Raw genomic sequence first — 24,485 nt, forward strand, 5'->3', positions numbered from 1 at the left:
TTGAGCTTTAAATACCAAGGAGAATCATGGATAAACCGCACCAAAGGATAGGATCAAAATCCAATGCTCATGTGGGAAGAGACTTTGAGTTGGCTGCGCAAAGTTTCTTTGCCAATGAAGGGCTTTCTCTTAGTCTTAATATAAAGATTCCTGTTGGTATTGGTGAAATTAAGAAAGATCACGCCTTTGATTTAGGTTGTCTAAATGAAAAGGTGTTAGTTGAGTGCAAATCGCACAAGTGGACGGCACCAAATGACAATGTTCCAAGCGCTAAGTTAACTGTTTGGAACGAAGCTATGTATTACTTCTTAGTCACTCCTTCAGGTTACCGGAAAATAATGTTCGTACTTCGCGACTACAGTAAAAAGCGCAAGGAAACGTTAGCGGAATACTATATTCGTACTTATAGCCATTTGATTCCTGAAGGTGTTGAACTGTGGGAGTACGATGAATCAAATATGTCAGCAGTACAGTTGGCATTTAACAAGTTTAGCCCGCAGGATGCACAAAAAAACGCGAACTTCTGCTAAAGACGTTAAACTCCCTTCGACGCGACGAAGTTGCGCGACTCTATGGAGTTTCAGGGGCATTAACGTAAAGACTCTCTCTAGCAGTAAGACTAATCTATGCCTTACGATAAAAGTCGTGTTGCTAGACGTGATGTTAAACAAAGTGAATGAGACGTTTGGGCGATAGCCCGATAAAAGATTTTTTGGTTACTTTTGCATCGATTGGCAAAAGTTACACGCCCAGCAGGGCGGAATAAAGGTCGGGAATCCAAAGCGTTTGAATGGAACCCAAAGAAAAAACTAACATCAACCACACGAAGTGTCCCAAATCTATGCGTTTGTTAAAGTCGTCTATCCATCCAAGCCTCGAGTCTCTCGATCAATCCTCTTTTTTACGTCTTGCTGCCCGTGGGATTATTTTAAAAGGCGAGGATATTTTGATGTTGTATACCCAGCGTTACGATGATTACACCTTGCCGGGTGGTGGCATTGATGAAGGTGAGAATCAGGTGGAAGGTTTGATCCGTGAGTTAACAGAAGAGACGGGGGCGCGGAATATTCGTAATGTCGAGGCGTTCGGTTTGTATGAGGAGTTTCGACCTTGGAATAGGGATGGTTTCGAGATCATGCAGATGAAGTCTTACTGTTTTACCTGTGAAATTGATGAGCAGTTAGGCGAGACGAGTCTGGAAGATTACGAAGTCAAAAACGGTATGAAGCCGGTGTGGATTAATGTCCACGATGCTATTAAGCATAATCTAGATACTATTGATAATAGCGATAAAAAGGGCATGTCGATTGAGCGGGAAACCTTTTTGTTGTTAATGATCAGGGATGAGTTGTTGGCTGTCTCAAGCTGATGTTTTTATCCTTAAAAGCCTGTCACTGCAAAGTCTAATGCGCCAAGTATGTCATCTCTGAGGTGGGCGAGTGAGCCTATTGGTTCTTTTAAGATCCTGCTAGGAACGGAGGCGATTTGTGGTGTCAGTAGGATGAGTTGTTCGTTGTTGTATTCGATGATTGGGGTGAGTATCTGCATATTTCCATTTTTAAAGTATTCCAGCTTTCCCAAAGGAATGACGATTCTGGTGGTGAGATCTGAGAGGATGGGGTTTTGGATGTCGAGAAGAAAGGGGTAGGCTTGTTTTGTCGCTTTGCTTGGGTTTGTGTAGACATCAAACTGTGTCATTAGAACGTCCTGTATTCGTCACCAAAACAACCGTTTTCTTCTACAAATTCATTGTATGACTGAATCGCTGCTCGGTTGTCTGCTTTCCATTGCTCTGCCTGCTTCTTGGCGAGTTCTTCTTTTAGTGCGTTTTCTAACATGGCAGATAGGTTGATTTTTAGCGCCCGAGATTTGGCCAACAAATCGCTGTTGATGCTTAGGTTGGCCGCTTTTTTGGGTGCCTTTGAATCAAAGAGTGTTTGCATGCTTCTCACCGTATATTTATGCGTATGTCTATGCGCATAGTAGGATGTTTAATATATGCTGGCAAGGCAATAGGAGAAATGATTAGGGGTAGAGAGTCAGTGTAAAACAAAAAGGCGCTCTGGATTTTTCCTAGAGCGCCTTTTTAGAAGGTGTTGCGTTTCGAAGTGATCACTTTGTGCTGTGCTAAGGCGTTTGTATGTAGTTCACTTCGTATTCGATGTTTTGACGTAGATCGGTTGGCAAGTGCAATGCATCTCCAAGGCGGTCTAGGTAGCGGCGCTCTTCTTCGGTATCGATATCAACCGCGAGTAAGGATACGAGATAAATTTCTGTGGCCTGTTCTTCGTTTTCAGATAGGCGTGCGATGGTGATCGGGTCGCTGGCCGCTCGCAGTTGTTCTACTAAGAACTGTTGTTCTGCTTTACCAATACTAAGGTCTTTGATTTGTTGTTCGATTCGAGTGCGTTCGGTCGCGTCGATATGTCCATCTGCTTTGGCGGCGCTGATCATGGCTCGTATCAAAATTAGGCGCATATCTTCGCCCTGTAGGGTTGGTTTTTCCTCCGCTAGATCGAAAATGCTCCCTGTTGGGACAGCAGGTAGGGCGTTAGAGGAATCTGAGTGAAAGCTCTGATTGGATGTTGCTGGGGCGGTTTGTGCTGTGTTTTGGTTTTCTTTGTGAGCGCACCAAGCTTTGTAAGCGATTCCGCCGACTGCAGCCATGCCGCCGTATTTAATTGCCGCGCCGCCCATTTTTCGGGCTTTTTTGTTAGTTAATAACATGGCGGCTAATCCGCCAGCCGCAGCGCCACCTAATAATCCACCGGGCATAGAGCCTGATTTGGCGGCAGTGGTTGCCTTGTCGATTCCAGCACTCGCGGTGCCCATAATACTGTTTAAAAGTGAGTTAACATTCATGGTCGAGAGCCTCTGGTCTTGATGTTTTTTGTCGTGATTAAGGACACTGGTTGTTAAGTTAAGCCTGATAGTAGGACACGTAAAGTGCTGGTGAGTTCATCCTCGTTTTTGTGGTGTTATTGTTGTTGGAGGGCAATACTTATGTTTTGCTCAATGAGGTAGGGTATGTCGGTTAGAAAATTTTTATACTTATTAGTGTTTATTTTATTACAGGGGTGCTCAGGTATTATGCCGAATTTAGGTGTTTCAAATGGAAAATTAGCTGTCTGTCCTGACTCGCCAAATTGTGTAAGTAGCCAAGCCCAAGCCAAGAATACGCATTATATTGAGCCTATTGTGTTGAAAGGTAGCAGCGTTGATGCGCATGGCAAAGTGGTTGCGGTACTGGAATCGTTGAAGCGAGTGAAGGTTGTGGTGAATGAAGCGGATTACATTCATGCAGAATTTACCTCGGCGATTTTTCGTTTTGTAGACGATGTGGAGTTTTTGTTTTCTGAAGAGCGCAGTGGAGAAGTGGTCATCGATATTCGCTCCGCATCTCGAGTCGGGCATTCAGACTTTGGCGTGAATCGAAAACGTATGGAAGCCATTCGCAGTAAGTTACAGGAATAGTGAATATGACGATTGATAAGATGGGCAAGAAATAACGTGTCTGATCCATTTCTATTACTTGCCTTCTATGGCTCTCTAAGCCTAATTACCTTCTGTTTCTATGGTGTGGATAAGTCTGCGGCTAAGCGTGGAAAGCAGAGAATTCGGGAATCTACTTTGCATTTTCTGTCGTTGTTTGGCGGTTGGTTTGGTGCTCTGTTGGGGCAGAAGGTGTTTCGTCATAAGACAAAGAAATGGCGTTTTTTGCTGGTGTTTTGGCTGACGGTTGTGGTGAATGTCGCGACGATGGGCTACGCAGTTTATTTTTTTCAATTCTCTTAATATTGGTTAATCTCGTTACGTTATGTAATAACCATAGATTTTTTATTCAAACTCCGTAGATAATTAGTGCTTATATGAGAGCGCTTTGATTAGTTGTCTTCTACAATCCATGAATGACACTGATTTTTTATCTTTAGGTGTAATGTTTTATGAAAAACAATGAGCTAGCCATTAGCCTTGCCGATGTAATGGAGCTGATGCTCGATTCTGTTTGTGTTGTTGATCGCAATGGAAGTTTCGTTTTTGTTAGTGCGGCTTTTGAAAATATGTTTGGCTACGCGCCCCATGAAGTGATTGGCAAGCCTATGGTCGATATGGTGTATCCAGATGATAGGGAGAAAACCCTAGGTATCGCTGAGTCTGTTATCTGTGGGAAGGTTTTGCCGCGTTTTGAGAATCGTTGGGTACGCAAAGATGGCAAGGTGGTAAATGTGCTGTGGTCGGCTAGGTGGTCGGAAGAGCACCAGGTACGAATCGCGGTTGCTCATGACATTACCGAGCGCAAGGAAATAGAGGCCCAGCTGCTTTACGCTGCGGGTCATGATGATTTGACGGATTTACCGAATCGTACTTTGCTGTTAGATCGTTTGCAGGCGTCGCTAACATTGGCGGAGCGTGAGCAAGTCGGTTTATCGGTTTTGTTTATTGATATTGATGGTTTTAAAGATATTAATGATGGCTATGGCCATGCAGTGGGCGATTTGTTGTTACAACAAATAGCTAAAAGGCTAGGTGCTTGTGTTCGTAAGTCAGACACTGTTGGACGTCTGGGCGGCGATGAGTTTTTAATTATTTTAAATAAAGTGAATAATACGGAAGGTGCCGCCTTGGTTGCTGAAAAAATCCGGGCTGCTTTATCTGAAGTTTTTGTTGTTGACGGCTCTACATTGTCTGTTTCTGCCAGCATTGGTATTGCCAGTTACCCTGAAAACGGTAAAGAGCCGTTGGATTTGGTGCAGTCCGCTGATCATGCTATGTACCAAGCAAAAAATAATGGTGGCGATAAGGTTATTTTGGCGGCTTCTTAGGGATTTTTAGTTTGGGTTATTGAGCCCTTCTTATCGAGAAGGTAATATCCTTGTCACGTCTCATCACTCTTCTGTCAGTCTATTTTCTGGTTCAAATTAGCAAATATACTGGAAATACACATTCTGTTTGATCCGTGGTTTACGATTTGCTTTCTTCGTGCTTGTTTCCGTTTTACTATCGGGGGATTGGGCGAGAAGCAAAGTCTAGAGTCCACATAATATCAGTGTCAATCACTGGTGTTGTTTGTAATCATTTAACTTTATAGGAAACAATAATGGCGGCTTTTGGTAGCGTGTTTATGCCTAAGATGGCGTTGGCGACATTCGAAAATAATCAATGGAGTGATGCAAGTATTGTCGCATCGGACAGCATTCAGTTGCATCCTGGTGCCCACGTATTGCATTACTCAAGTACTTGTTTTGAAGGTTTGAAGGCGTTTCGTCATGCTGATGGCAGTGTACATGTGTTTCGTATGGACCAAAATATTAAGCGTTTAGCTCAAAGTAGCCGTTTATTGTCTTTGCCTACAATTGATGAAGCGCAAGTTTCTAAAATGATTGTTGATGCTGTTGCTGAGTTTGCTACTGATGTGCCTGAGCCACCAGGGTCTATGTACATTCGCCCAACTCACATTGGTACGGAAGCGGCAGTGGGTAAAGCAGCTGCGCCAACAGCTACGTCTATGTTGTATGTTTTGTTGTCTCCTGTAGGTGATTATTTTACTGGCGGCGCTAAAGCACTTCGTCTTTTGTTGGATGAAACAGGTATGCGTTGCGCGCCTCATATGGGCATGATCAAAAGCGGTGGTAACTACGCGAGTGCTTTAGGTCCTATTTCTAGAGCGAAAGCAGAAGTGCAAGCAGACCAAATTTTGTTCTGCCCAAATGGCGACGTACAAGAAACTGGCGCGGCAAACTTCTTGTTGATCGATGGTAATGAAATCATTACTAAAGGCTTAGATTCTTCTTTCCTACATGGCGTGACTCGTTCTTCTATCCTAACGCTTGCTGCAGATTTGGGTATGACGGTAACTGAACGTGATTTGACGGTTGCGGAATTGCTAGAACGTGCCGCTAAGCCTGAAGTGGAAGCTGTTTTGTCTGGTACAGCGGCAGTATTAACGTCTGTTGGTACCTTTATCCATAATGATAAAGAGTACAAAGTAGGTACTGGTGAACCAGGTCCTATCGCGCTAAAACTTCGCCAAGCATTGAATGATATTCAGTGGGGTAAAGCGGAAGACAAGCACAATTGGCTAACCAAAGTTTGCTAAGTTAAAGCTGTTTTAAGCTGTAAAAAAAACGGGCTGACATGTTGAGTGTCAGCCCGTTTTTTATGGTGTTTGAATCGGTTTAGAAATTGAGTCTTAGTGACGCAAACATGGCGTTTAGGTCGTTGCCATTGGTTTCTGCGGTGTCGTAGTTAGCTGCCACGGAAAAGTTTGGCGTGACATAGTATCTAAGGGCAGCGGCAAAGCTGGTATCGGTTTGTGAGTAAACATCGTCGTGTTTAATTTTACCTTCTAACTCGACACGGTTTGATAAAGTGGTTCGTACCCCCAAAGAGATTCTAAAACCTGTTTCGTCGTTGTTACCATAGTCCGCTTTTATGTATTGCAGTATGCCGAATACATTGGACTGACCTCCAACTGGCGCATAGACACCTGCACCAATAGCCAATACATCGAGTTCGCCGTATTCTGTGCTTTCAAGTGCAACAAAAGGGCCTGCAGATGTTTCAACGGCGCCAGAAAGTGATGAATAGTCATCGGATGATGAAGATGAGTCTGGGTCAATTTTGCCAAATCCGTAATCTATATAATCAAATGGACCTGCTTGAGCACCTGCTGATAAAGCACATGCTGTGGCTGTTAAGCTAGATAGTATTATGTTTTTCATGTTCATATCCTTTGTTTTGATTTATGGGAAATCTGTCACATAAGGCGTTGGAACGATTCTTTCCCCCTTTAGTCTGCGGCGGGTGTAGAGATTAGTTTAGTGGAACAGGGCGGTTTTTTTGTCAATCTGACGTATTTTACGGTAACTTTACGGTATTTGACGATATTGGTTTTTAGTTATGGGTGAAGGAAGTTGTCTATGAAAGATGTTTTGAGAAAGATCTGTTCTCCAGTATTGGGAATGTTCGAATCTGGCGAGGGGGATTTTGACTATAAGTCATCCCATCGAACGATATTGATCGTGTTGGGCTTACTTTGTTTTTTGATCGGATCTGTTTCTTTGGTGATGACGCTGATGACAGGTGAAGCGGCCGGTATTATACCTATCATGGTGTTTTTTCTAATGGGCTTAGTATGCGAAATTGTAGGCTTGTTAGGTAGTGATCGTGCAGTGGCAAGAATTTGGAAACGTAGCTAATTAGATCGTTTTATAGTGTGCAGAATACGAAAACAGCGACCCTAGCCTAGGGTCGCTGTTTGTTGTCTGCTATCTGTAGTGATAGTTATTTACGATCTTTGCCGTGATGACGAGGCATGTCATCACAATCTTCCATGCGCTCTTTTTGTAGCTCGATGAATTTAGTTTTTTGTTCTGGAGTTAAGATACTGAGCATTTTGTGCTGTTTGCTTAGCATGTCAACTTGACGCTTAACTTGTTTGTCTGACATTTCTTGTGCTAGTTCAGTAGCTTTAGCTGGATCAAATTTATCAGCCATCAGTAGGCTATTTACTTTATCGAAATGAGCCATACGAGCTTTTTCGCCTTGCTCTTTTTTGTCATTGAAGCGCTCTTTCATTTCTTCTTTGTTAGCTTGACGAAGCGTTTTGAATTGCTCTTTCTGGCTGTCTGTTAGATTCAATTCTTTCATCATGCCTCGGTCTAGGCCTGGACGACATTCTTCCTGTGGGCCTTTGTGATCTTTCCCGCCAAATGCAAATGCGCTAGTGCTCAATACTAGTGGTAAAACAACAGAGGCTAGAATAAGTTTTTTTGCCATTTTCATATTTTCTTCCTTATATACTTTAGGGGATCAGATTATTGATAAGTACTGCGTTCTGAACGCATGGGAGTAGAATAGAGGTTGTAAGGTAAAGTGGCGTATTAGCTAGGTAAAGTATCGTAAAGGCTGCACCGCGCTTAGTATTTCGACGTAAAATGTTACCCATCAGCAAGAGTTTTATTCGCTAGCTACAGATTAATCCAAACCGTTTTAGGAACTATTGATGCCACATATTTTAATAATCGATGATGATGTTGAATTGAGTGATTTGCTCAAAGAAGTTTTATCTTTTGAGAATTGTGCTGTTTCTGCTGCCTATGATGGTGAAGCGGGTTTGGCAGCGATGGATGATAGTGTGGATTTGATATTGCTTGATGTCATGATGCCTAAGCTAAACGGTTTTGAAACTCTGAAGCAGTTGCGTGAAAAATGGGATGTGCCTGTTTTGATGTTAACGGCGAAAGGTGAAGAGATTGATCGTGTGGTTGGTCTTGAGCTAGGTGCTGATGATTATTTGCCAAAGCCATTTAGTGAGCGCGAGTTGTTGGCAAGAATTCGTGCCATTTTACGCAGGACTCAGGCAAGCAAAGGTCAGCAACAAAATGATTTTGTGACATATCGAGACATCAAACTTTATCCAGGTCGCCTTGAAGCGTATTGCAATGGTGATTTGTTGGATTTGACCAGTACTGAGTTTGCGCTTTTGCATTATTTTTTACTTCATCCCGGCAACGTTTTAACCAAAGAAGACCTAAGTTTAGATGTGTTAGGTAAACGTTTGGCGGCTTTTGATCGAGCGATTGATATGCATGTCTCGAATTTACGTAAAAAACTGCCAGACTGGCCGAATGGCAAGCCTCGTATTAAAACCTTGCGTGGACGCGGTTATTTGCTGGTGGAGGGCGACTGATGCGTTTACCAAAGATCACTAGTTTGTACGGTCGTATTTTCGCTATTTTTTGGTTTACCATGTTTTTGGTGATTTTGGCTGTGTTGGCTTTGCCGCATTTTGATCCTCGTAAACCACGGAATATTCCTCCTCCTCATTATGATCGGATGCTGCAAATACGTGACCAAGTTGAGCGGACTTTTGCTTCTGCTCCGGATTTAGCTCAGGTTCTACATAATCTAGAAGGTTGGTCTCGCCATGGACCAGACGATAATAAACTGCGCCTTTTTATTACTGACCTTGATGGTAATGTGATTACTACTGATCGCCGCCCTGATTTTAGTTATAAGGCATTGCGCAATTTTGTGACTTCTATTGATAACCCTCAGGAACCCCAGCAAAAACTGTACGGCAAGACGATGATTTCTGGTCCTCTTCCTATTCGGTTGGCCAAGAACGATTATTTTCTTTATATCGGAACTCGCTGGAGTGAGCCTCCGCATTTTTTATTACAACTCTTTGATCATCCTTTTCGTTTGTTGTTGGCAGTAATGTTGGTTAGTACACCTTTATTATTGTGGTTGGCATGGGCGTTGAGTCAGCCTGCCCGTCGTCTTGAAAGAGCGGCGCAGCGTGTGTCACAAGGCGTGTTTGAAATTGATCCTGAGCTTGAAAAAGGTACCTCAGAGTTTCGCCAAGCGGGCGCCAGTTTTAACCAAATGGTGACGGCCGTAAACTTGATGATTACTCGGCAACAGCGTTTGTTATCGGACATCTCTCATGAGCTACGCTCACCATTGACTCGCCTAAGAATGGCGCAAGCTTTGGCAAAACGAAAGTTAGGCGATAGTACGGATTTAATGCGCATTGATACGGAAGCTCAACGTCTTGAGCAAATGATAGGCAAGTTGCTTGAATTGTCTAGCGTGCAAGTGGATAGTCATTTGAATCGAGAAATTCAACCGCTATCGAGTCTTTTTGATGCTTTGTTAGCTGACAGTCAGTTTGAAGCTGAACACATGGGTAAGACTTTGCTTTTGTCGGCTGTCCCTAATCGAATGATTAACTGTCATCCTCAATTGTTAATGAGTGCTTTAGAAAACATTGTCCGTAATGCCATTCATTATGGTAAAAACCAAATTCAGGTTTCATTGGACGTTGATTCAGATACGTTATCTATCCGAGTGGAAGACGATGGTGATGGTGTGCCTGAGGATGAGTTTGATTCTATTTTTAGGCCTTTTTATCGGGTTTCAACAGCACGTGATCGCCACAGTGGCGGCGCAGGGTTGGGTTTAGCTATCGCCGAAAATGCGGTTCGTCAACATAATGGTATGATCAGAGCTGCTCGAAGTGAACTGGGCGGGTTGCTGGTGGAAGTGACTTTGCCGCTGCAAGAAGAACCATAGTGCTTCTTTAATTTTTTTTTAGGAAAGTATTATCTTTGTTTTTACGAAAGCATTAGTAGACAAAGCGATTAATTCAGCTCATATTAGAACCTCATCGTTCTTATTATGCATTCGGTTAATCGCTTTCCCTAAAAGTACTGAGTAACGCAGAGAGTATTTCTCTCTCGCACCTTGCCTTTTTTATACTTTATTTGAATAAGAAATTTGCTAATAAGCGCCTGGTCTATTTGTTTAGACTCGTTTTTAAAAACAAGAAAAGAGAGAAGCCTTGTCGTTTTTCTCTAAAACCATAGGTAATACATGATAAATACAGCCAAAGAATTTGTACTACAGCGAATTTGCATCTTTGCAAGCCAGACATTCGACCCTAACTCCGACTCGCAAGTGGTTGGATTATTAAAAAGTAAATTCAATATCCGTTTACCGCAGAGACGTTCTATTAATGAGTCTTTATCTTCTTCCGTTAGCGATCATGAAATTATCTCTTTGATTCTAAAGTACCGTTCAATGACAGAATCTTAAGTTCAAACCGTTAAGTCTTCTTTATTTTTTGACACACAAAAAGATTGCGTTACCAGATAGCTTCTCCCAAGGTATGATTTTGTCGTGCTCGTGTTCAAAAACATGAACGTCAAAATATGGCATTAATAGCGCTTGTAGTTCATTAAAGCTTAGTGCCACCATAGGGTGCTCGTCTGTCCAGAGCTGAGTGTGTTGCGCACTTGTTTTTTCAATGCTCAGCTTTAGTGTTTGCTTTTCTCCCTCACCACAGTAATACCAAGAAGAACCAAACGAAAACTCGCTGTTATCGTGCATCACACTGTGCTTGGCAGATAGGGTATTATCTATATGGTTTTTATCGACCGAATTGAAGCAAAAAACACCGCCAGTATTGAGAGCTTTGTGCACGCTTTGAATGCAACTTGTTAGGTTTTTAATATCGCCACTGTAATGGACTGAGTATAAAAAACAGGTGATCAAGTCATAAGGCTCAGCTGCATCAAATGCACACATATTACCTAATTCGAAGTAAGCGTTAGGGCATCGTTGTTGTGCTATATCCAGCATTGGTTGATTGATATCCAAGCCGCTTGATTGATAGCCTTCTTGGCTAAGATAGCTGATATGTGGACCAGTACCACAAGCCAAATCTAAATGCTGTTTCCCGCCATTGCCGAAAATCTGATGAAGTCTATGCGCGCTGTTGCTTTGGGCTTGATAATTAATATCGGCACACATTAGATCGTAATAGCCGGATAAGTCCGTATAGAGCGCGTTGTCAGACATGTTTTCTTCACTTGGAGGGGATAAAATTTGATGGCGAATAATATAGTAGATCGCACTTTTTGCGAAGCAAAAAAACAGGAACAAAGAGCGACTTTGTTCCTGTTTTTTTATTGGAGTTTCGTTATCTTAATTAGACAAAGATAAAGAATTTAGCGATAAATAAGGCAGCTAAAAGGTATACCGCAATGCCTACTTGCTTGCCTTGACCTGATAATAGCTTGATCACAGCGTAGCTGATGAAGGACAAAGCAATACCATCTGCGATTGAGTAGGTTAGTGGCATGGTGAAAGCCGCAATCAGGACTGGTGCCGCTTCGGTAATATCATCCCAATCTACATGCGCTAGGCTGCTTGTCATTAATACAGCAACGTACATTAACGCGCCAGCTGTTGCATAAGCAGGGATAGATCCAGCCAATGGCGCAAAGAACAGGCTTAGTAAAAATAATAACGCAACAACTACGGCTGTTAAGCCAGTACGTCCACCAGCGGCAACGCCTGAAGCGCTTTCGATATAACTTGTTGTAGAAGATGTGCCTAGTGCAGCACCAACCACAGTAGCGCTAGAGTCTGCTAACAAGGCTTTTTTAAGACGCGGCAGTTTGCCTTCTTTATCTAATAAGCCACCACGTTGGCCAACGCCAATTAACGTGCCTGATGTATCAAATAAATCAACAAAGAAAAATGCGAAAATAACGCTTAGCATACTGATTTGGAAAGCACCTTCTATGTCCATTGCTAAGAAAGTAGGCGCAACGGAAGGAGGCATAGAAACTAATCCGCCGAATTCATTTTGACCAAATAGAATCGACAAAACCGTCACAAAAAGTATGCCGATCATTACTGCGCCTGTGATATTCAAATACGCCAAAGCACAGATAACAAAAAAGCCAAGCAAGCCATAAATCGCAGATGGCGAAGATAGGTCGCCTAAGGACACCATTGTCGCTGGATTTTTTACAATAATGCCTGAGTTTTGCAGTGCAATCATGGCTAAGAAAAGACCGATACCTGCCGCAATCCCCAGCTTCAATGAAGACGGAATGGCATTAATAACCCATTCACGAATTCGAAAAATACTGATGAAAATGAAAAGAATACCGGATAAGAAAACAGCGCCAAGTGCTTGCTCCCATGTGTAGCCCATGCCTAAGACTACACCGTAGGTAAAAAAGGCGTTTAATCCCATGCCCGGTGCTAAAGCGATTGGGTAGTTTGCATACAGACCCATAATCAAGCAACCAATTGCAGCTGCAAGACAGGTTGCTACAAATACAGCACCTTGATCCATTCCTGCTTGAGCAAGAATAGAAGGGTTAACGAAAATGATGTAAGCCATCGTCAAGAAGGTGGTAATACCTCCGATAACTTCATTACGTACTGTGGTGTTGTGCGCTTTAAGTTGAAAATAACGTTCGAGCATGAGGGGGACCTTTTGCTAGTAGACGACGGCGATTATTTTATTGAGAGATTACTTATGCAGATTTGCTCTCAATAAAATATGCCGAGACAAGTTTAGTAACTGATCATTTGGTCAGTAAATAATTTCGGCGGCAAGTATAAAAAATTCGAGATGGTTTGGGGAGATAAATTGTAAGAAATAATCGATGGAATGGGGATAAATAGTAAAAACTCACTAGTTGTGTGAGTTTTTACTGTTTATCCTGTGTTTTCTGACCGTTAAAAGACAGTTAGCGGGTATTTATAATTTAGATACTTGATAACCGCTGGCTTTAAGTTTTGCAAGTAAACTGTCTGGCCCAGCAAGGTGCATTGCTCCAACCATGATGAATTCGACTTCATCGTTCTTTAGCATATTTTCAATTTGCGCTATCCAAAGATTGTTTCGATCGACTAAAAGCGATTGATATACTTCAGGGTAATCTTGTCTAAAATCTGTTAACTCAATATCTGCCATGGTTTCCATATCGCCTTTTCTCCAGCTTTCCCTTAGGTCATTCATGGTCTTTGGCATGTCTTTGATATCTGACAAGGTATAATTAATCACATCATTACTGTCTTGATCATTGATATTGCTGAGCATTTCTACTTGTGCTTCAGGCTCTTCAAGCCAGCCTTTGGGCTTTTGATCTTGTTGGGCTTTTTGTGCATAAAACTGATCGACACCTTCACTGGTAAAGCCCAGATGTTTCAGCTCAATCATACTTAGGGAAATCGCCAGTGCACTGGGCTTTAGGTTTTGAATAGCTGTAAAAGGTATTTGTCTAGCGTTTAAATAGATTTTGAGTGACTGATAGGTTTCCGCTGAGATCACTTGATCTATGGTCGTGCCATCAGAATAAGACAACTCGGCTTGCATTTGTTGTTTGAATGCTGGGTTACTTAAGGTTTCCATGTTGGTTTCAAAAATAACTTTATCGGCAGCTTGGTAGGCTTTCTCGTAGGCTTTTGGTAAAGGGTAATCTTGTGCAGTGAGTAAGTGAATGGTACCACCAATATAGAGCGTATTGGTGCCTGACGTTACTTTCCAGACAGAAGCTGCTTGGGTTTGAAATGTAGCAGCAGCAAGTAAGGTTAAGCCAAATTTTTTGAGAAGATTCATGAGATACCTAAATGGTTTTGTTGATCTATTATGACTTTCAGTTTACCTATCTCAATGATGAGCGGAAGAGGTTGATGAAAGTTGTACTGCTTTTTTCTCATTTTTTGCTACGGAATAAGTAGGTTTTATCCTACTAATACTCTCATAAAGAATGGCAAGCATAATTAGTAAAAGTGGTATTATCCTCGTTCTTATTTATTCGAGTGTGTGGGTTTTCGATGGGAAAAGAGTTTGTCTCTATAGGGTTAACGAACCCTAAAAGCACTTCAAATGTCGGTTCTGTAATGAGGGCTGCAGGGTGTTATCAAGTGGATCAAGTTTTATATTCTGGCAGTCGTTATGATCGTGCAGCTAAGATGTCGACAGACACCAAAAAAGCAACTTCATCCATTCCTTTGATCAATATAGAAAGCCTTGGTGTAGACAATTTGATTGAGGCAGTAGACACCGATACCAAGATTGTGTGCGTCGATTTGATCCAAGGTGCGACACCGTTACCAGCCTTTAATCATCCTGAAAAAGCCTTGTATATTTTTGGGCCAGAAGACGGCACGATAGGCCAAAAAATTGTCGATAGAGCCGATTTTGTTGTCTTTGTTCCTACTGTTGGTTGTATGAATCTAGCCGCATCGGTGAATGTGCTGCTTTATGATCGCTTAGCAAAGTCTGCTCGAGCCTTTGCAGGGGACGAGCTGATTCGCCAAAGTAAAGACGTCAATAATAATGTTAAAGTCCGACCTAATGCTTGAAAGTAAGGCGCCTGAGTGTAAGGGGATGTTGCTTTCTTATCTATTACTTTGCATATAGTTAGCAGAATTTTGACTGTGATAAGTCTGTATCAATGCAAAAATGTCTCTTAAACCTAATGGCTATATTAGGAAGACGGCAGGTGTTCTATTTTTCTGTTTTTGAGTACCATCTTGCTGTCCATTACTTCCTTTTAGCCATCATGGAACCTGTTTGATGAGATAGAAGGAACGCATACAAATGGAGCCTATAAAACGAGTCGTGCTTGCTGCATTAGCTTGTTATGTCCCAGTTATTTATGCTGCTGACACCCCCTTTACTCCTTTAGAGCCCTTGAGCGCTGAATTGGAGTTGGGAGTTATTGCAATTACTGGTAATACAGAGAGTACAGCGGTGAAAGCAAAAGCGACTATTAAACAGGACTTTGAAGCTTGGAAAGCGAAGTATCAGATAGATACACTTTACAAAAGAGGTAAAAATGAGGGCGAAACTGACACAAGAACAACGGCACAAAAATTATTTTTATCCGCACAGAGTGACTATAAATTAAGCAGTGAAAATACTTCTGTATTTATCTATGGTTCCTATACCGACGATCGATTTAGTGGTTATGAATATCAGAATACCGTGTCTGTTGGTTACTCTGCGCGTTTGTTTGCTAGTGATAGCTCTTTTTTAGATTACAGTATCGGCCCTGGTTATTCTTTTACTAAAACGGATAAGGGCGATGAAGATGAAACAGCAATAATGCATGTCGAATTGCAATATGAGTACAAAATTAGTCCTAATGCCACGTTTCAGCAAGCACTTAGCACCGAAGCTGCATTGCAGAGTGATAAAAATACTCGTTCGAAGTCAGAAACTTCCGTTAGTGTAAAACTGAGGGATGACCTTAGTATGAAAGCCTCTTATAGTCTTACTCATAATAGCCAAGTGTTGGATGATAAAAAGAACACAGATGGCACAACAAGTATCATTTTTGCTTATACATTTTGAGATGTTTTCGTTATGCGCTATCAGGGTATAAAAGTCACTTTGGTGACGGGTTTTTTAGGAGCGGGTAAAACAACTCTTATTCGCCACTTACTTGCGCAATCGCCTCCTAATGAGCGTTGGGCGGTATTGGTTAATGAGTTCGGTGATATTGGACTTGACGGTGCTTTTTATGCGGATTTAGGCGTAGCGATCCGTGAAGTTCCTGGTGGCTGTGTTTGCTGCACGACGTCCGCCGCCTTTCAACAAGGATTGAACCAATTAATTCGTCAATATAATCCCGATCGCATTTTTATTGAGCCATCGGGCCTTGGTCATCCAAAACAGATTATGCAAAAGCTACGCAGTGCTTCTTATCAAGATGTGTTGTTTTTGACTGGGGCATTTTGTGTATTAGATGCACGTAACCTAAAAGACGAGCGTTACACAAAGCATGATATTTTCAATGATCAAATAGAGTCTGCTGACGGCATTGTATTGAGTCATGTTGATCGTTATCAGCAGGAAGATATTGATTTATTAGAGTCTCGATTTGGCGCGCTTACTTCAAAGGCATCAACTCCCGTTCTTTACATGTCTGAGCCTATGGCCTTAAGTGCGGATTCGTTGGATATCGGCTTAATGAATTCATTAAGTATTTCTATTACTCCAGAAAGTGATTCGAATCACTCTTCCCACCACCACCACCATCGTTATCATGAAGGTGGTAGTGATGTAGAAATACCGATTCAAAATGAGCGCTGGAGCTATCATAAACAACAAGGTGCAATGCAGGTGGTCGGCTGGCGTTGGCCTGATTTTGATTGTTTTGATAAAGAGAACATGACGTCAATTATTCAAGATATGTCTAAGCCTAATGGTGTTTACCGTATCAAAGGAGTGTTTGTTATCAACTCAAGTGAAGCTCTTTTTGTGAATGTCGCGCGAGGCGAAGTTGTAATAACAACATCACCTTGGCAGGGAGGTAGTCGCTTAGAAATAATAGGTGGAATCGAAGGTGATTGGTTGGAAATTTGCCAAGATTATTGTGTAAAGTTGCTTTAATTAAGGTTTCACTGATTATATTTGCTAGCTTTGTATTTACTTCAATTTTGTAGATTCTCTTTGTTTAACTGACAAAATCCGATGCTTGGTCTATTTTGTCATTAACTTTGGCACCTTTTGTTATTGAGAGAAAGCCTCCGATAGAGGAACCTTTCTAGCATAAGAGGTTCCTATTGGAACGGATGGAATAAAAACAATAAGAGGTCATAGGCTATGCCTGAATATAAAGCGCCGCTGCGCGACATCAAATTCGTCACTGAAGAAGTTCTCGATTTTCATGGACACTACGCTAAGTTGCCTGGTGCCGAAGAAGCGACGCCTGATATGGTGGCGGCGATTCTGGAAGAGGGCGCCAAGTTTGCTGAGCGTGTTCTTTCTCCTCTAAACCGTGTTGGTGATCAACAAGGTTGTCAATTTAAAGATGGTGTAGTCACAACACCCGAAGGCTTCAAAGAAGCTTATCAGCAATATGTTGAAGGTGGCTGGCCATCGCTGTCTCATCCTGAAGAAGTGGGTGGACAGGGCTTACCAGACTCCCTTGGCATGATGGTGACGGAAATGATCGCCACTTCAAACTGGTCTTGGGGTATGTACCCAGGCTTAAGCCACGGAGCCATGAACACCATTGAATTGCATGGCACTGATGAGCAAAAACAAACCTATCTAACAAAACTTGTGTCTGGTGAATGGACCGGTACCATGTGTCTGACTGAGCCTCACTGTGGTACTGACCTTGGCATGTTGAAAACCAAGGCCGAGCCCCAAGCTGATGGCAGTTATGCTATTACAGGCACTAAGATTTTCATCTCTGCCGGTGAGCATGATATGGCTGACAACATTGTCCATATCGTATTGGCTCGTCTACCTGATGCACCTGCTGGTACAAAAGGCATTTCATTGTTTATTGTGCCAAAGCATAACGTCGATGGCTCTGGTGAAATGGCAGATCGTAACCAAGTGTCTTGTGGTTCAATTGAACACAAAATGGGTATTCATGGTAACGCGACTTGTGTAATGAACTTTGATGGCGCGAAAGGCTTTCTTATTGGTGAAGCAAACCGCGGCTTGAATTGCATGTTTACCTTCATGAATACTGCGCGTCTTGGTACTGCTTTACAAGGCTTAGCGCATGCTGAGTGGGCGTTGCAGAACTCTGTTGCTTACGCGAAAGACCGTTTGCAAATGCGTTCTTTGTCTGGTCCAAAAGCGCCAGAAAAAGCAGCAGACCCAATTATTGTTCACCCAGATGTACGTCGTATGTTGCTAACGCAAAAAGCATTTGCCGAAGGCGGTCGTGCTTTGATTCATTATTGCTCTATGTTGGTAGACATAATGAAAAAAGGTACTGCTGACGAGAAAGCAGAAGCTGACGAACTGATGTCCTTACTTACCCCAATTGCTAAAGCATTTCTAACTGAAACTGGTTTTGAATCAGCTAACCATGGTTTGCAAGTGTTTGGTGGTCATGGCTTTATCGCTGAATGGGGCATGGAACAAAACGTACGTGATTGCCGTATCTCTATGTTGTACGAAGGTACAACAGGTATTCAGGCGTTGGATCTATTGGGTCGAAAAGTACTAATGACTCAAGGTGCTACACTACGTCGTTTTACAAAAATTATTCATAAATTTTGCAAAGAGCACAAAGGCGATAAACGCTTAAAATCTTATATCACTGCACTAGATAAACTGAACGGTGAGTGGGGCGATGTTACGATGAAAATCGGCATGAAAGCTATGCGCAACAAAGATGAAGTAGGCGCAGCGTCTGTGGATTATTTGATGTTCTCTGGTTATGTGGTGTTGGCTTATTTCTGGGCTCGCATGGCTGTGACGGCACAAACAAAACTAGACGAAGGCACTGATGAAGTCGGTTTTTATACGGCCAAACTGCAAACAGCAACTTTCTACTATGAGCGATTGTTACCACGTACTCGTGGCCATGTAGAAGCTATGTTGTCAGGTGCTGATAATTTATTGGCGATGGATGAAGATAATTTCTTATTCCTAAACGCATAAGTAACACAACGAATAAACACCTGTGTAACATTGTCACACAGGCAATAAAATTTTTGCTAGGTTAAAGAGGTTTATATTATGAGTGAAGCAAGAGCCGTTTTTGAATCCATGTTAAATCGTTTCGACGCAGATGAAGCTGATGACATGGAAGCTGTGTTTCAATTTGACTTAGATGATGCGGACAGTTATTACTTAAGTATCACGGATGGAAAATGTGATATGGGAGAAGGGGAGCATGATGACCCAACCGTGACTCTTAGTATGGATTTAAATACCTTGAAAGATGTTATGAGTGGTGAGTTAGATGGTATGGCTGCTTTTATGCAGGGAAAAATCCGTGCCGATGGAGATATTATGCTGGCGACTAAATTGACTCAAATTTTCCCTCAGTAAGGGATCTTTTAGCAATTTTATAGCTCTAAAGCTCAACTACCTTTGTGTAGTTGAGCTTTTGTACTGAGACCTTACATGATTACGGTGTTCGTCAAAACTTTGTTAAAAAGAGACTGAAAATGCTTATTTATCACTTATAAATTCTGCTTTTTTGTCTGTTTTTGCCTTTTTATGGCTTGGCTCGTGACATCATGAAAGAGCCTCATATTCTCCTAAATAAAAAAAACAAATGGAGCTTATTATGACAATGGATACTTCTTTTCTTAGCAACGCAAATACTAGAAAAGCGCCGGGCAGCTACTTACCCTCATCGCTAAACCCACATGCTTATCAGTCATTAAATGATGTCTTAGCGTTAGCAACGAAAAAATTTGCCGATCGACCTGCTTTTACCAGTGTTGGCCGTACTTTGACCTATCGTGAATTAGGTGAAAAGTCCGATGCATTTGCAGCGTACCTTCAGCATGAAACGGATTTAATGCCTGGTGATCGAATCGCTGTTCAATTGCCTAATATTATTCAATATCCTGTGGTGCTGTTTGGCGCGATGAAAGCAGGCTTAATTATTGTCAACACCAACCCACTTTACACGCCAAAAGAGCTTGAGCATCAGTTTAATGATGCTGGCGTAAAAGCTTTGGTGGTGTTTGCCAATATGGCGCATAACGTTGAAAAAATATTAGCAAAAACCTCAATAAAACACGTCATTATTACAGAAATTGCTGATTTTCATCCTCCTTTAAAACGCTTGCTAGTGAACTCCGTTGTTAAGTATGTGAAGAAAATGGTACCTGAGTATCATATTTCCAGCGCTTTAACGCTTAATGATGTGTTGTCGAAAGGTAAGGGTAAACCAGTCGAAAAAGTAGAGTGCAATCCGGAGAACATTGCGGTATTGCAATACACTGGTGGGACAACGGGTGTTGCGAAAGGGGCGATGCTGACTCATGCTAACTTGATTGCCAATATGTATCAGTTAAGTTCTAGATTGAGTTCTATCATAGCTGATACAAACGAAGTCTATATTGCTCCGCTGCCGCTTTATCATATCTATGCTTTCCTAATTCATGGTCTGACACTTTTAGAGCGTGGTGCTCATAGTGTTTTGATTCCTAACCCTCGAGATTTACCGGGCTTTGTTAAAGAGCTTAAAAAATGGCCATTTACCGGCTTTGTTGGTTTGAATACCTTGTTTGTAGGGCTATGCAATAAAGCGGAATTCAAAGCACTCGATTTTTCAACTCTTAAGCTAACCTGCTCTGGAGGCATGCCTCTAACTCATGCAGCTGCGGATGAGTGGGAGAGAATCACTGGCTGCAAAATAGTAGAAGGTTATGGCTTAACTGAAACGTCACCAGTTGTGTCTTTTAATCCTATTGGTAAGGAGCGTATTGGTACGATCGGCCTACCTGTTTCTGAGACGGATATTAAGATTCAAGGGCGTGATGGTGAAACCTTGCCACAAGGGGAATCGGGTATGTTGTGCGTACGTGGACCTCAGGTGATGAAAGGCTATTGGAACCGTGAAGAGGCGACCCGAGAAGTCATGACAGAAGATGGTTTTTTAATCACAGGCGATATTGCTATGCAGCACCCTGATGGTTACTTACAAATCGTCGATCGTGCGAAAGATATGATCATCGTATCTGGCTTCAATGTGTACCCAACTGAAGTGGAAGATTGTCTTTCTTCTCATCCGTCGATTCTGGAATCCGCCGCTATTGGTGTGCCAGACGATAAAACGGGTGAGTCCGTAAAAGCTTTTGTTGTTTTAAGGGCGAATGTTGAAACACTTGATGAAAAGGCCTTGCGCATATACTGCAAAGAAAATCTTGCTGCTTATAAGGTTCCTAAATTTGTTGAAATTCGCAAAGAGTTACCAAAGACCAACGTGGGTAAAGTTTTGCGTCGTGCCTTGCGCGAACAAGAGCAGGCTTAACGCTTACGTTTAACGCCTTTTGAAGTGATTGGGAGAGCAATAGTGGCACAGGTTAAACGTAAGCTAATGCATCGACGTTGCATAGAGTCCTATGGTTTTTTACGCGAAGACGGTCTATGGGATATTGAAGCAAGTATGCAGGATCTTAAGTCCTATAATGTAAAGCGTGAATTTGATGACAGCTTGGTGCCGGAAGGCAGTCCTTTTCATGATATTCGCGCTTGTTTGACGTTAGACGATACCTTTTTAATCAAAGAGGTGTCGGTGACTATGGATTCCTATCCTTTTCCTAACTGTGGTGGCGCAGCACCTAGTTTTTCGATTCTAAAGGGGACTCGTATTGGACCCGGTTGGAGTCGTTGGTTAAAAGAAACCTTTAGCGGAAAAGTCGGGTGTACTCATGTATTAGAGCTTTTCCCTGTCGTCGCTACAACGGCGTTTCAAACTATGTGGGGACCTCTGGGAGAAAAGTATCCAGATCAAGTTTCATCAGCTGTGACTAAGTTAATTAATAGTTGTCATGGTTGGTCTGAAGACGGTCCAATGGTTCGTAAATTGGTCGATGAACAGGTACTTAAGTTACCATCACAGGAGAGTCAGTAATGAGTGATTTTGTTACTGAAAGCATTGAGTCTGGTGTGCAGATTTTGTGCTTAGATCGAGTTGAAAAGAAAAACGCGATTACATTGGACATGTATCAGGCACTAACTAATGCACTACGTCGTGCAGAGCTTAATCCTGAAGTAAAGGTGACCTTAATGCATGGCGCGGGGAATGATTTTTCTTCGGGAAATGATATTAATGAATTTGTTCAGATTGCCCAAACGCCAGAAAAAATGGAAGCTATCATGGCTTTCTTGCAAGTCTTAACTAGCTATAAAAAACCACTAGTAGCGGGTGTTGAAGGCCGAGCTGTTGGTGTTGGCGCAACCATGTTGCTTCATTGTGATTTGGTTCTTGCTTCTCGAGGGGCGCGTTTACAGTTTCCATTTGTACAACTAGGCTTGGTGCCAGAAGCGGCGTCGAGTCATTTGCTTCCTCATTTAGTAGGTCATCAAAAAGCCTTTGAGATACTTGTGTTGGGTGACGTTGTTGATGCGACGCAAGCCTACGAGTTGGGGCTAATTAATCACTTATGTGAAGAGGGCGAAGCCTATAAAATGGCATTGTTTTATGCTGAGAAAACAGCAGCGCTGCCTGTTGAAGCTGTAGCTTTAAGTAAGGATCTATTGAAATATCGAGCGCAGGATGATGTTCAAATGGCCTTGATGCGAGAAGGTCGAATTTTTAAAGATCGTCTACGTTCAACAGAGGCACATCAAGCTTTTACTGCGTTTTTGTCGCGTAATAAGTAATGTCTTTTAATGATTTCTGTAAAGCCTCACTTATCAGTGGGGCTTTTTTGTTATTAAGGCTAGACTAATTGGGTTAAAAGGGTTCGGAACCTTTTTAGCAGATAATGCGCGCTTCTGAACGAAGCTTGAATATTTTTGTCAGTTAACTGGCGCTTTTTTGTTATTGATGAAAACCATTCCCAAACTACTATAGAGGGTAAGTGAAGAGTTCTATTGATAGGGAATATTAATATGCAATCAATCTAGTGAAAACTAAGGTTGAATGCTTAAAACAGAACTTAATAATAAATACGAGGGGCTTATGAAAATCTTAGTATCTGTAAAGCGAGTCATAGACTACAACGTCAAAGTTCGAGTCAAATCCGACCATACAGCGGTCGATCTTACCAATGTCAAAATGTCCATGAATCCTTTCTGTGAAATCGCCGTGGAAGAAGCTATTCGCTTAAAAGAGAAAGGTGTTGCTTCTGAAGTCGTGGTGGTATCTGTTGGTTCAAAGTCTTGCCAAGAAACCTTGCGTACAGCAATGGCGCTGGGCGCAGACCGTGCTATTCAAGTTGAAACAGAAGATGGTTTAGATTCTTTATCTGTCGCTAAACTCATCGCCAAAGTTGCTCAAGATGAAGCCGCTGATTTGGTGATTATGGGTAAGCAAGCGATCGATTCTGATAATAACCAGACCGGCCAGATGGTTGCTGCTTTATTGGATTATCCTCAAGCGACATTTGCATCTGAGGTTGCTATTGAAAATGGTGAAGCGCAAGTTACTCGTGAAATTGATGGTGGTTTGCAAACCTTGGCTATTACGCTGCCAGCGGTTGTTACCACAGACCTTCGTCTAAACGAGCCACGCTTTGCTTCTCTGCCTAATATTATGAAAGCGAAGAAAAAACCATTGGATGTAAAAACACCTGCCGATCTAGGTGTAGAAGTTGGGTCTAATGTCAGCATCGTATCTGTTACGCCGCCGCCACAACGCGCTGGTGGTATTAAAGTTGGCTCTGTTGCTGAGTTAGTAGACAAACTTAAAAATGAAGCGAAGGTGGTGTCATGAGCGTTTTAATCATTGCAGAACACGATAACAAATCTCTAAAGCCTGCGACCTTAAACACAGTGACCGCAGCAACACAAATTGATGCTGATGTTCATGTCTTGGTTGTCGGTTTTGAATGCCAAACCGTCGTCGAGCAGGCTTCACAAGTGGCTGGCGTCACCAAGGTATTGGTCGCTGACAATGCCGCTTATGAGCATCAGTTGGCAGAAAATGTTTCTAAATTGGTGGTTGAAGTCTCTAGCGACTACGAACACATTTTAGCCCCAGCAACGACGACAGGTAAAAATACCTTGCCGCGTGTGGCTGCACTATTGAATGTGGCTCAGTTGTCCGATGTGATCAAAGTCGAAGCAGCGGACACCTTTGTACGCCCAATCTATGCAGGCAATGCCATTGCTACCGTCAAAACAACCGATGCGGTAAAAGTACTAACTATTCGTACAACTGGTTTTGATGCCGCAGCTAGCACCGGCGGAAATGCTGAGCGACAAGTGCTTTCTCAAGTTATTGCTTCAGATCGTAGTCGTTTTTTGAAAGAGCAATTAGCCGAGTCTGATCGTCCTGAATTGACCGCTGCCAGTGTAATTATTTCTGGTGGTCGAGGCATGGGCAATGGCGAGAACTTCAAATTATTGGAAGGTGTCGCAGACAAACTAGGTGCTGCTATTGGTGCTTCCCGTGCCGCTGTGGATGCTGGTTTTGTACCGAACGATTTACAAGTCGGTCAAACGGGTAAAACCGTTGCGCCGGATCTGTATATCGCGGTCGGTATTTCTGGTGCGATCCAGCATTTAGCTGGTATGAAAGACTCCAAGGTGATTGTTGCCATCAACAAAGACGAAGACGCACCTATTTTCCAAGTAGCAGATTATGGTTTGGTAGCCGATTTGTTTGATGCCGTGCCAGAGCTAGAAAAAAGCCTGTAATTTTTTAATAGAACGTCGCCTGTTTAAGCTTTTGACAAGGCTTAAACAGCTTTTAAATACCGGATAGCGGTGAAAGATAGTTTCA

Annotated in this window: 28 protein-coding genes; 20 read left to right on the forward strand and 8 right to left on the reverse strand. The window is 42.3% G+C overall.

Going from position 1 to position 24,485, the window contains the following annotated elements; all coding sequences use genetic code 11:
* Positions 1 to 26: 26 nt before the first annotated feature.
* Together BUA59_RS01050 and BUA59_RS01055 are read left to right on the forward strand one after the other, a co-directional pair.
* Positions 27 to 530 (forward strand): hypothetical protein, encoded by a 504-nt coding sequence (locus tag BUA59_RS01050; protein WP_072837870.1) that lies wholly within the window; start codon positions 27 to 29, stop codon positions 528 to 530.
* Positions 531 to 841: 311 nt separating this feature from the next.
* Positions 842 to 1,369 (forward strand): NUDIX hydrolase, encoded by a 528-nt coding sequence (locus BUA59_RS01055; RefSeq protein ID WP_072838069.1) that lies wholly within the window; start codon positions 842 to 844, stop codon positions 1,367 to 1,369.
* An 11-nt stretch (positions 1,370 to 1,380) separates the two neighbouring features.
* On the opposite strand, the gene BUA59_RS01060 is transcribed toward BUA59_RS01055, so the two are convergent.
* From BUA59_RS01060 to BUA59_RS01070, 3 genes are all read right to left on the reverse strand, one after another.
* Positions 1,381 to 1,698, reverse strand: a complete 318-nt coding sequence (locus tag BUA59_RS01060; RefSeq protein ID WP_072837871.1) for a CcdB family protein — start codon at positions 1,696 to 1,698, stop codon at positions 1,381 to 1,383.
* Positions 1,698 to 1,943, reverse strand: a complete 246-nt coding sequence (locus BUA59_RS01065) for a type II toxin-antitoxin system CcdA family antitoxin (RefSeq protein WP_072837872.1) — start codon at positions 1,941 to 1,943, stop codon at positions 1,698 to 1,700. The genes BUA59_RS01060 and BUA59_RS01065 overlap by 1 nt, the downstream gene beginning before the upstream one ends.
* 184 nt (positions 1,944 to 2,127) lie before the next feature.
* Positions 2,128 to 2,862: a tellurite resistance TerB family protein gene (locus BUA59_RS01070; RefSeq protein WP_072837873.1), complete on the reverse strand. Its 735-nt coding sequence runs from the start codon at positions 2,860 to 2,862 to the stop codon at positions 2,128 to 2,130.
* A gap of 165 nt (positions 2,863 to 3,027) precedes the next feature.
* On the opposite strand from BUA59_RS01070, the gene BUA59_RS01075 reads away from it, so the two are divergent.
* From BUA59_RS01075 to BUA59_RS01090, 4 genes are all read left to right on the forward strand, one after another.
* On the forward strand, positions 3,028 to 3,474 hold the full coding sequence (locus BUA59_RS01075) for a DUF1499 domain-containing protein (protein ID WP_072837874.1): 447 nt from the start codon (positions 3,028 to 3,030) through the stop codon (positions 3,472 to 3,474).
* Positions 3,475 to 3,510: 36 nt separating this feature from the next.
* Positions 3,511 to 3,795 carry a DUF1294 domain-containing protein gene (locus BUA59_RS01080; RefSeq protein WP_217653710.1) on the forward strand — a complete coding sequence of 95 codons (285 nt, stop codon included), beginning with the start codon at positions 3,511 to 3,513 and terminating at the stop codon, positions 3,793 to 3,795.
* 149 nt (positions 3,796 to 3,944) lie between these two features.
* A complete protein-coding gene (locus BUA59_RS24250; RefSeq protein WP_072837876.1) occupies positions 3,945 to 4,823 on the forward strand; it encodes a diguanylate cyclase domain-containing protein in 879 nt (292 codons plus the stop codon).
* A 275-nt stretch (positions 4,824 to 5,098) separates the two neighbouring features.
* A complete protein-coding gene (locus BUA59_RS01090) occupies positions 5,099 to 6,097 on the forward strand; it encodes a branched-chain amino acid aminotransferase (protein ID WP_072837877.1) in 999 nt (332 codons plus the stop codon).
* Between the two features lie 79 nt (positions 6,098 to 6,176).
* Here the strand turns inward: BUA59_RS01090 and BUA59_RS01095 are convergent, their stop codons facing one another.
* Positions 6,177 to 6,722 (reverse strand): hypothetical protein, encoded by a 546-nt coding sequence (locus tag BUA59_RS01095; protein WP_072837878.1) that lies wholly within the window; start codon positions 6,720 to 6,722, stop codon positions 6,177 to 6,179.
* A 198-nt stretch (positions 6,723 to 6,920) separates the two neighbouring features.
* Here BUA59_RS01095 and BUA59_RS01100 point away from each other — a divergent pair, with 198 nt between their 5' ends.
* A complete protein-coding gene (locus BUA59_RS01100) occupies positions 6,921 to 7,199 on the forward strand; it encodes a hypothetical protein (RefSeq protein ID WP_072837879.1) in 279 nt (92 codons plus the stop codon).
* Positions 7,200 to 7,284: 85 nt separating this feature from the next.
* Here the strand turns inward: BUA59_RS01100 and BUA59_RS01105 are convergent, their stop codons facing one another.
* Positions 7,285 to 7,785, reverse strand: coding sequence for a CpxP family protein (locus tag BUA59_RS01105; protein ID WP_072837880.1), 501 nt, complete (start codon positions 7,783 to 7,785; stop codon positions 7,285 to 7,287).
* A gap of 220 nt (positions 7,786 to 8,005) precedes the next feature.
* On the opposite strand from BUA59_RS01105, the gene BUA59_RS01110 reads away from it, so the two are divergent.
* The 3 genes from BUA59_RS01110 (at position 8,006) to BUA59_RS01120 (ending at position 10,602) form a co-directional block, all read left to right on the forward strand.
* Positions 8,006 to 8,692: a response regulator gene (locus tag BUA59_RS01110; protein WP_072837881.1), complete on the forward strand. Its 687-nt coding sequence runs from the start codon at positions 8,006 to 8,008 to the stop codon at positions 8,690 to 8,692.
* Positions 8,692 to 10,080 carry an envelope stress sensor histidine kinase CpxA gene (gene cpxA, locus BUA59_RS01115; protein ID WP_072837882.1) on the forward strand — a complete coding sequence of 463 codons (1,389 nt, stop codon included), beginning with the start codon at positions 8,692 to 8,694 and terminating at the stop codon, positions 10,078 to 10,080. Before BUA59_RS01110 ends, cpxA begins: the two co-directional genes overlap by 1 nt.
* 300 nt (positions 10,081 to 10,380) lie before the next feature.
* Positions 10,381 to 10,602, forward strand: coding sequence for a hypothetical protein (locus tag BUA59_RS01120; RefSeq protein ID WP_012069275.1), 222 nt, complete (start codon positions 10,381 to 10,383; stop codon positions 10,600 to 10,602).
* A gap of 21 nt (positions 10,603 to 10,623) precedes the next feature.
* Here the strand turns inward: BUA59_RS01120 and BUA59_RS01125 are convergent, their stop codons facing one another.
* From BUA59_RS01125 to BUA59_RS01135, 3 genes are all read right to left on the reverse strand, one after another.
* A complete protein-coding gene (locus tag BUA59_RS01125; protein ID WP_072838070.1) occupies positions 10,624 to 11,367 on the reverse strand; it encodes a class I SAM-dependent DNA methyltransferase in 744 nt (247 codons plus the stop codon).
* A 130-nt stretch (positions 11,368 to 11,497) separates the two neighbouring features.
* Complete coding sequence (locus tag BUA59_RS01130; protein WP_072837883.1) at positions 11,498 to 12,790, reverse strand: NCS2 family permease; 1,293 nt, start codon at positions 12,788 to 12,790, stop codon at positions 11,498 to 11,500.
* A 279-nt stretch (positions 12,791 to 13,069) separates the two neighbouring features.
* Positions 13,070 to 13,930 carry a TraB/GumN family protein gene (locus BUA59_RS01135; RefSeq protein ID WP_072837884.1) on the reverse strand — a complete coding sequence of 287 codons (861 nt, stop codon included), beginning with the start codon at positions 13,928 to 13,930 and terminating at the stop codon, positions 13,070 to 13,072.
* Positions 13,931 to 14,148: 218 nt separating this feature from the next.
* Between BUA59_RS01135 and BUA59_RS01140 the strand changes: the two genes are divergently transcribed.
* The 10 genes from BUA59_RS01140 (at position 14,149) to BUA59_RS01185 (ending at position 24,400) form a co-directional block, all read left to right on the forward strand.
* Positions 14,149 to 14,679 carry an RNA methyltransferase gene (locus tag BUA59_RS01140; protein ID WP_072837885.1) on the forward strand — a complete coding sequence of 177 codons (531 nt, stop codon included), beginning with the start codon at positions 14,149 to 14,151 and terminating at the stop codon, positions 14,677 to 14,679.
* Between the two features lie 238 nt (positions 14,680 to 14,917).
* Entirely contained in the window at positions 14,918 to 15,673 is a 756-nt protein-coding gene (locus tag BUA59_RS01145) for a DUF481 domain-containing protein (protein WP_072837886.1), read from the forward strand.
* A 12-nt stretch (positions 15,674 to 15,685) separates the two neighbouring features.
* Positions 15,686 to 16,714, forward strand: a complete 1,029-nt coding sequence (locus tag BUA59_RS01150; protein WP_072837887.1) for a CobW family GTP-binding protein — start codon at positions 15,686 to 15,688, stop codon at positions 16,712 to 16,714.
* A 213-nt stretch (positions 16,715 to 16,927) separates the two neighbouring features.
* Positions 16,928 to 18,733, forward strand: a complete 1,806-nt coding sequence (locus BUA59_RS01155; RefSeq protein ID WP_072837888.1) for an acyl-CoA dehydrogenase C-terminal domain-containing protein — start codon at positions 16,928 to 16,930, stop codon at positions 18,731 to 18,733.
* Between the two features lie 78 nt (positions 18,734 to 18,811).
* Positions 18,812 to 19,126, forward strand: a complete 315-nt coding sequence (locus BUA59_RS01160; protein ID WP_072837889.1) for an SCP2 sterol-binding domain-containing protein — start codon at positions 18,812 to 18,814, stop codon at positions 19,124 to 19,126.
* A 241-nt stretch (positions 19,127 to 19,367) separates the two neighbouring features.
* Positions 19,368 to 21,065: an AMP-binding protein gene (locus tag BUA59_RS01165; RefSeq protein ID WP_072837890.1), complete on the forward strand. Its 1,698-nt coding sequence runs from the start codon at positions 19,368 to 19,370 to the stop codon at positions 21,063 to 21,065.
* A gap of 42 nt (positions 21,066 to 21,107) precedes the next feature.
* Positions 21,108 to 21,668: a DUF2889 domain-containing protein gene (locus BUA59_RS01170; RefSeq protein WP_072837891.1), complete on the forward strand. Its 561-nt coding sequence runs from the start codon at positions 21,108 to 21,110 to the stop codon at positions 21,666 to 21,668.
* On the forward strand, positions 21,668 to 22,420 hold the full coding sequence (locus tag BUA59_RS01175) for an enoyl-CoA hydratase-related protein (protein WP_072837892.1): 753 nt from the start codon (positions 21,668 to 21,670) through the stop codon (positions 22,418 to 22,420). Before BUA59_RS01170 ends, BUA59_RS01175 begins: the two co-directional genes overlap by 1 nt.
* A 301-nt stretch (positions 22,421 to 22,721) precedes the next feature.
* Positions 22,722 to 23,474, forward strand: a complete 753-nt coding sequence (locus BUA59_RS01180; protein WP_072837893.1) for an electron transfer flavoprotein subunit beta/FixA family protein — start codon at positions 22,722 to 22,724, stop codon at positions 23,472 to 23,474.
* Complete coding sequence (locus BUA59_RS01185; RefSeq protein WP_072837894.1) at positions 23,471 to 24,400, forward strand: electron transfer flavoprotein subunit alpha/FixB family protein; 930 nt, start codon at positions 23,471 to 23,473, stop codon at positions 24,398 to 24,400. Before BUA59_RS01180 ends, BUA59_RS01185 begins: the two co-directional genes overlap by 4 nt.
* The last annotated feature ends 85 nt before the right edge of the window (positions 24,401 to 24,485 follow it).

Source organism: Marinomonas polaris DSM 16579 (genome assembly GCF_900129155.1).
Classification (GTDB): Bacteria; Pseudomonadota; Gammaproteobacteria; order Pseudomonadales; family Marinomonadaceae; genus Marinomonas; species Marinomonas polaris.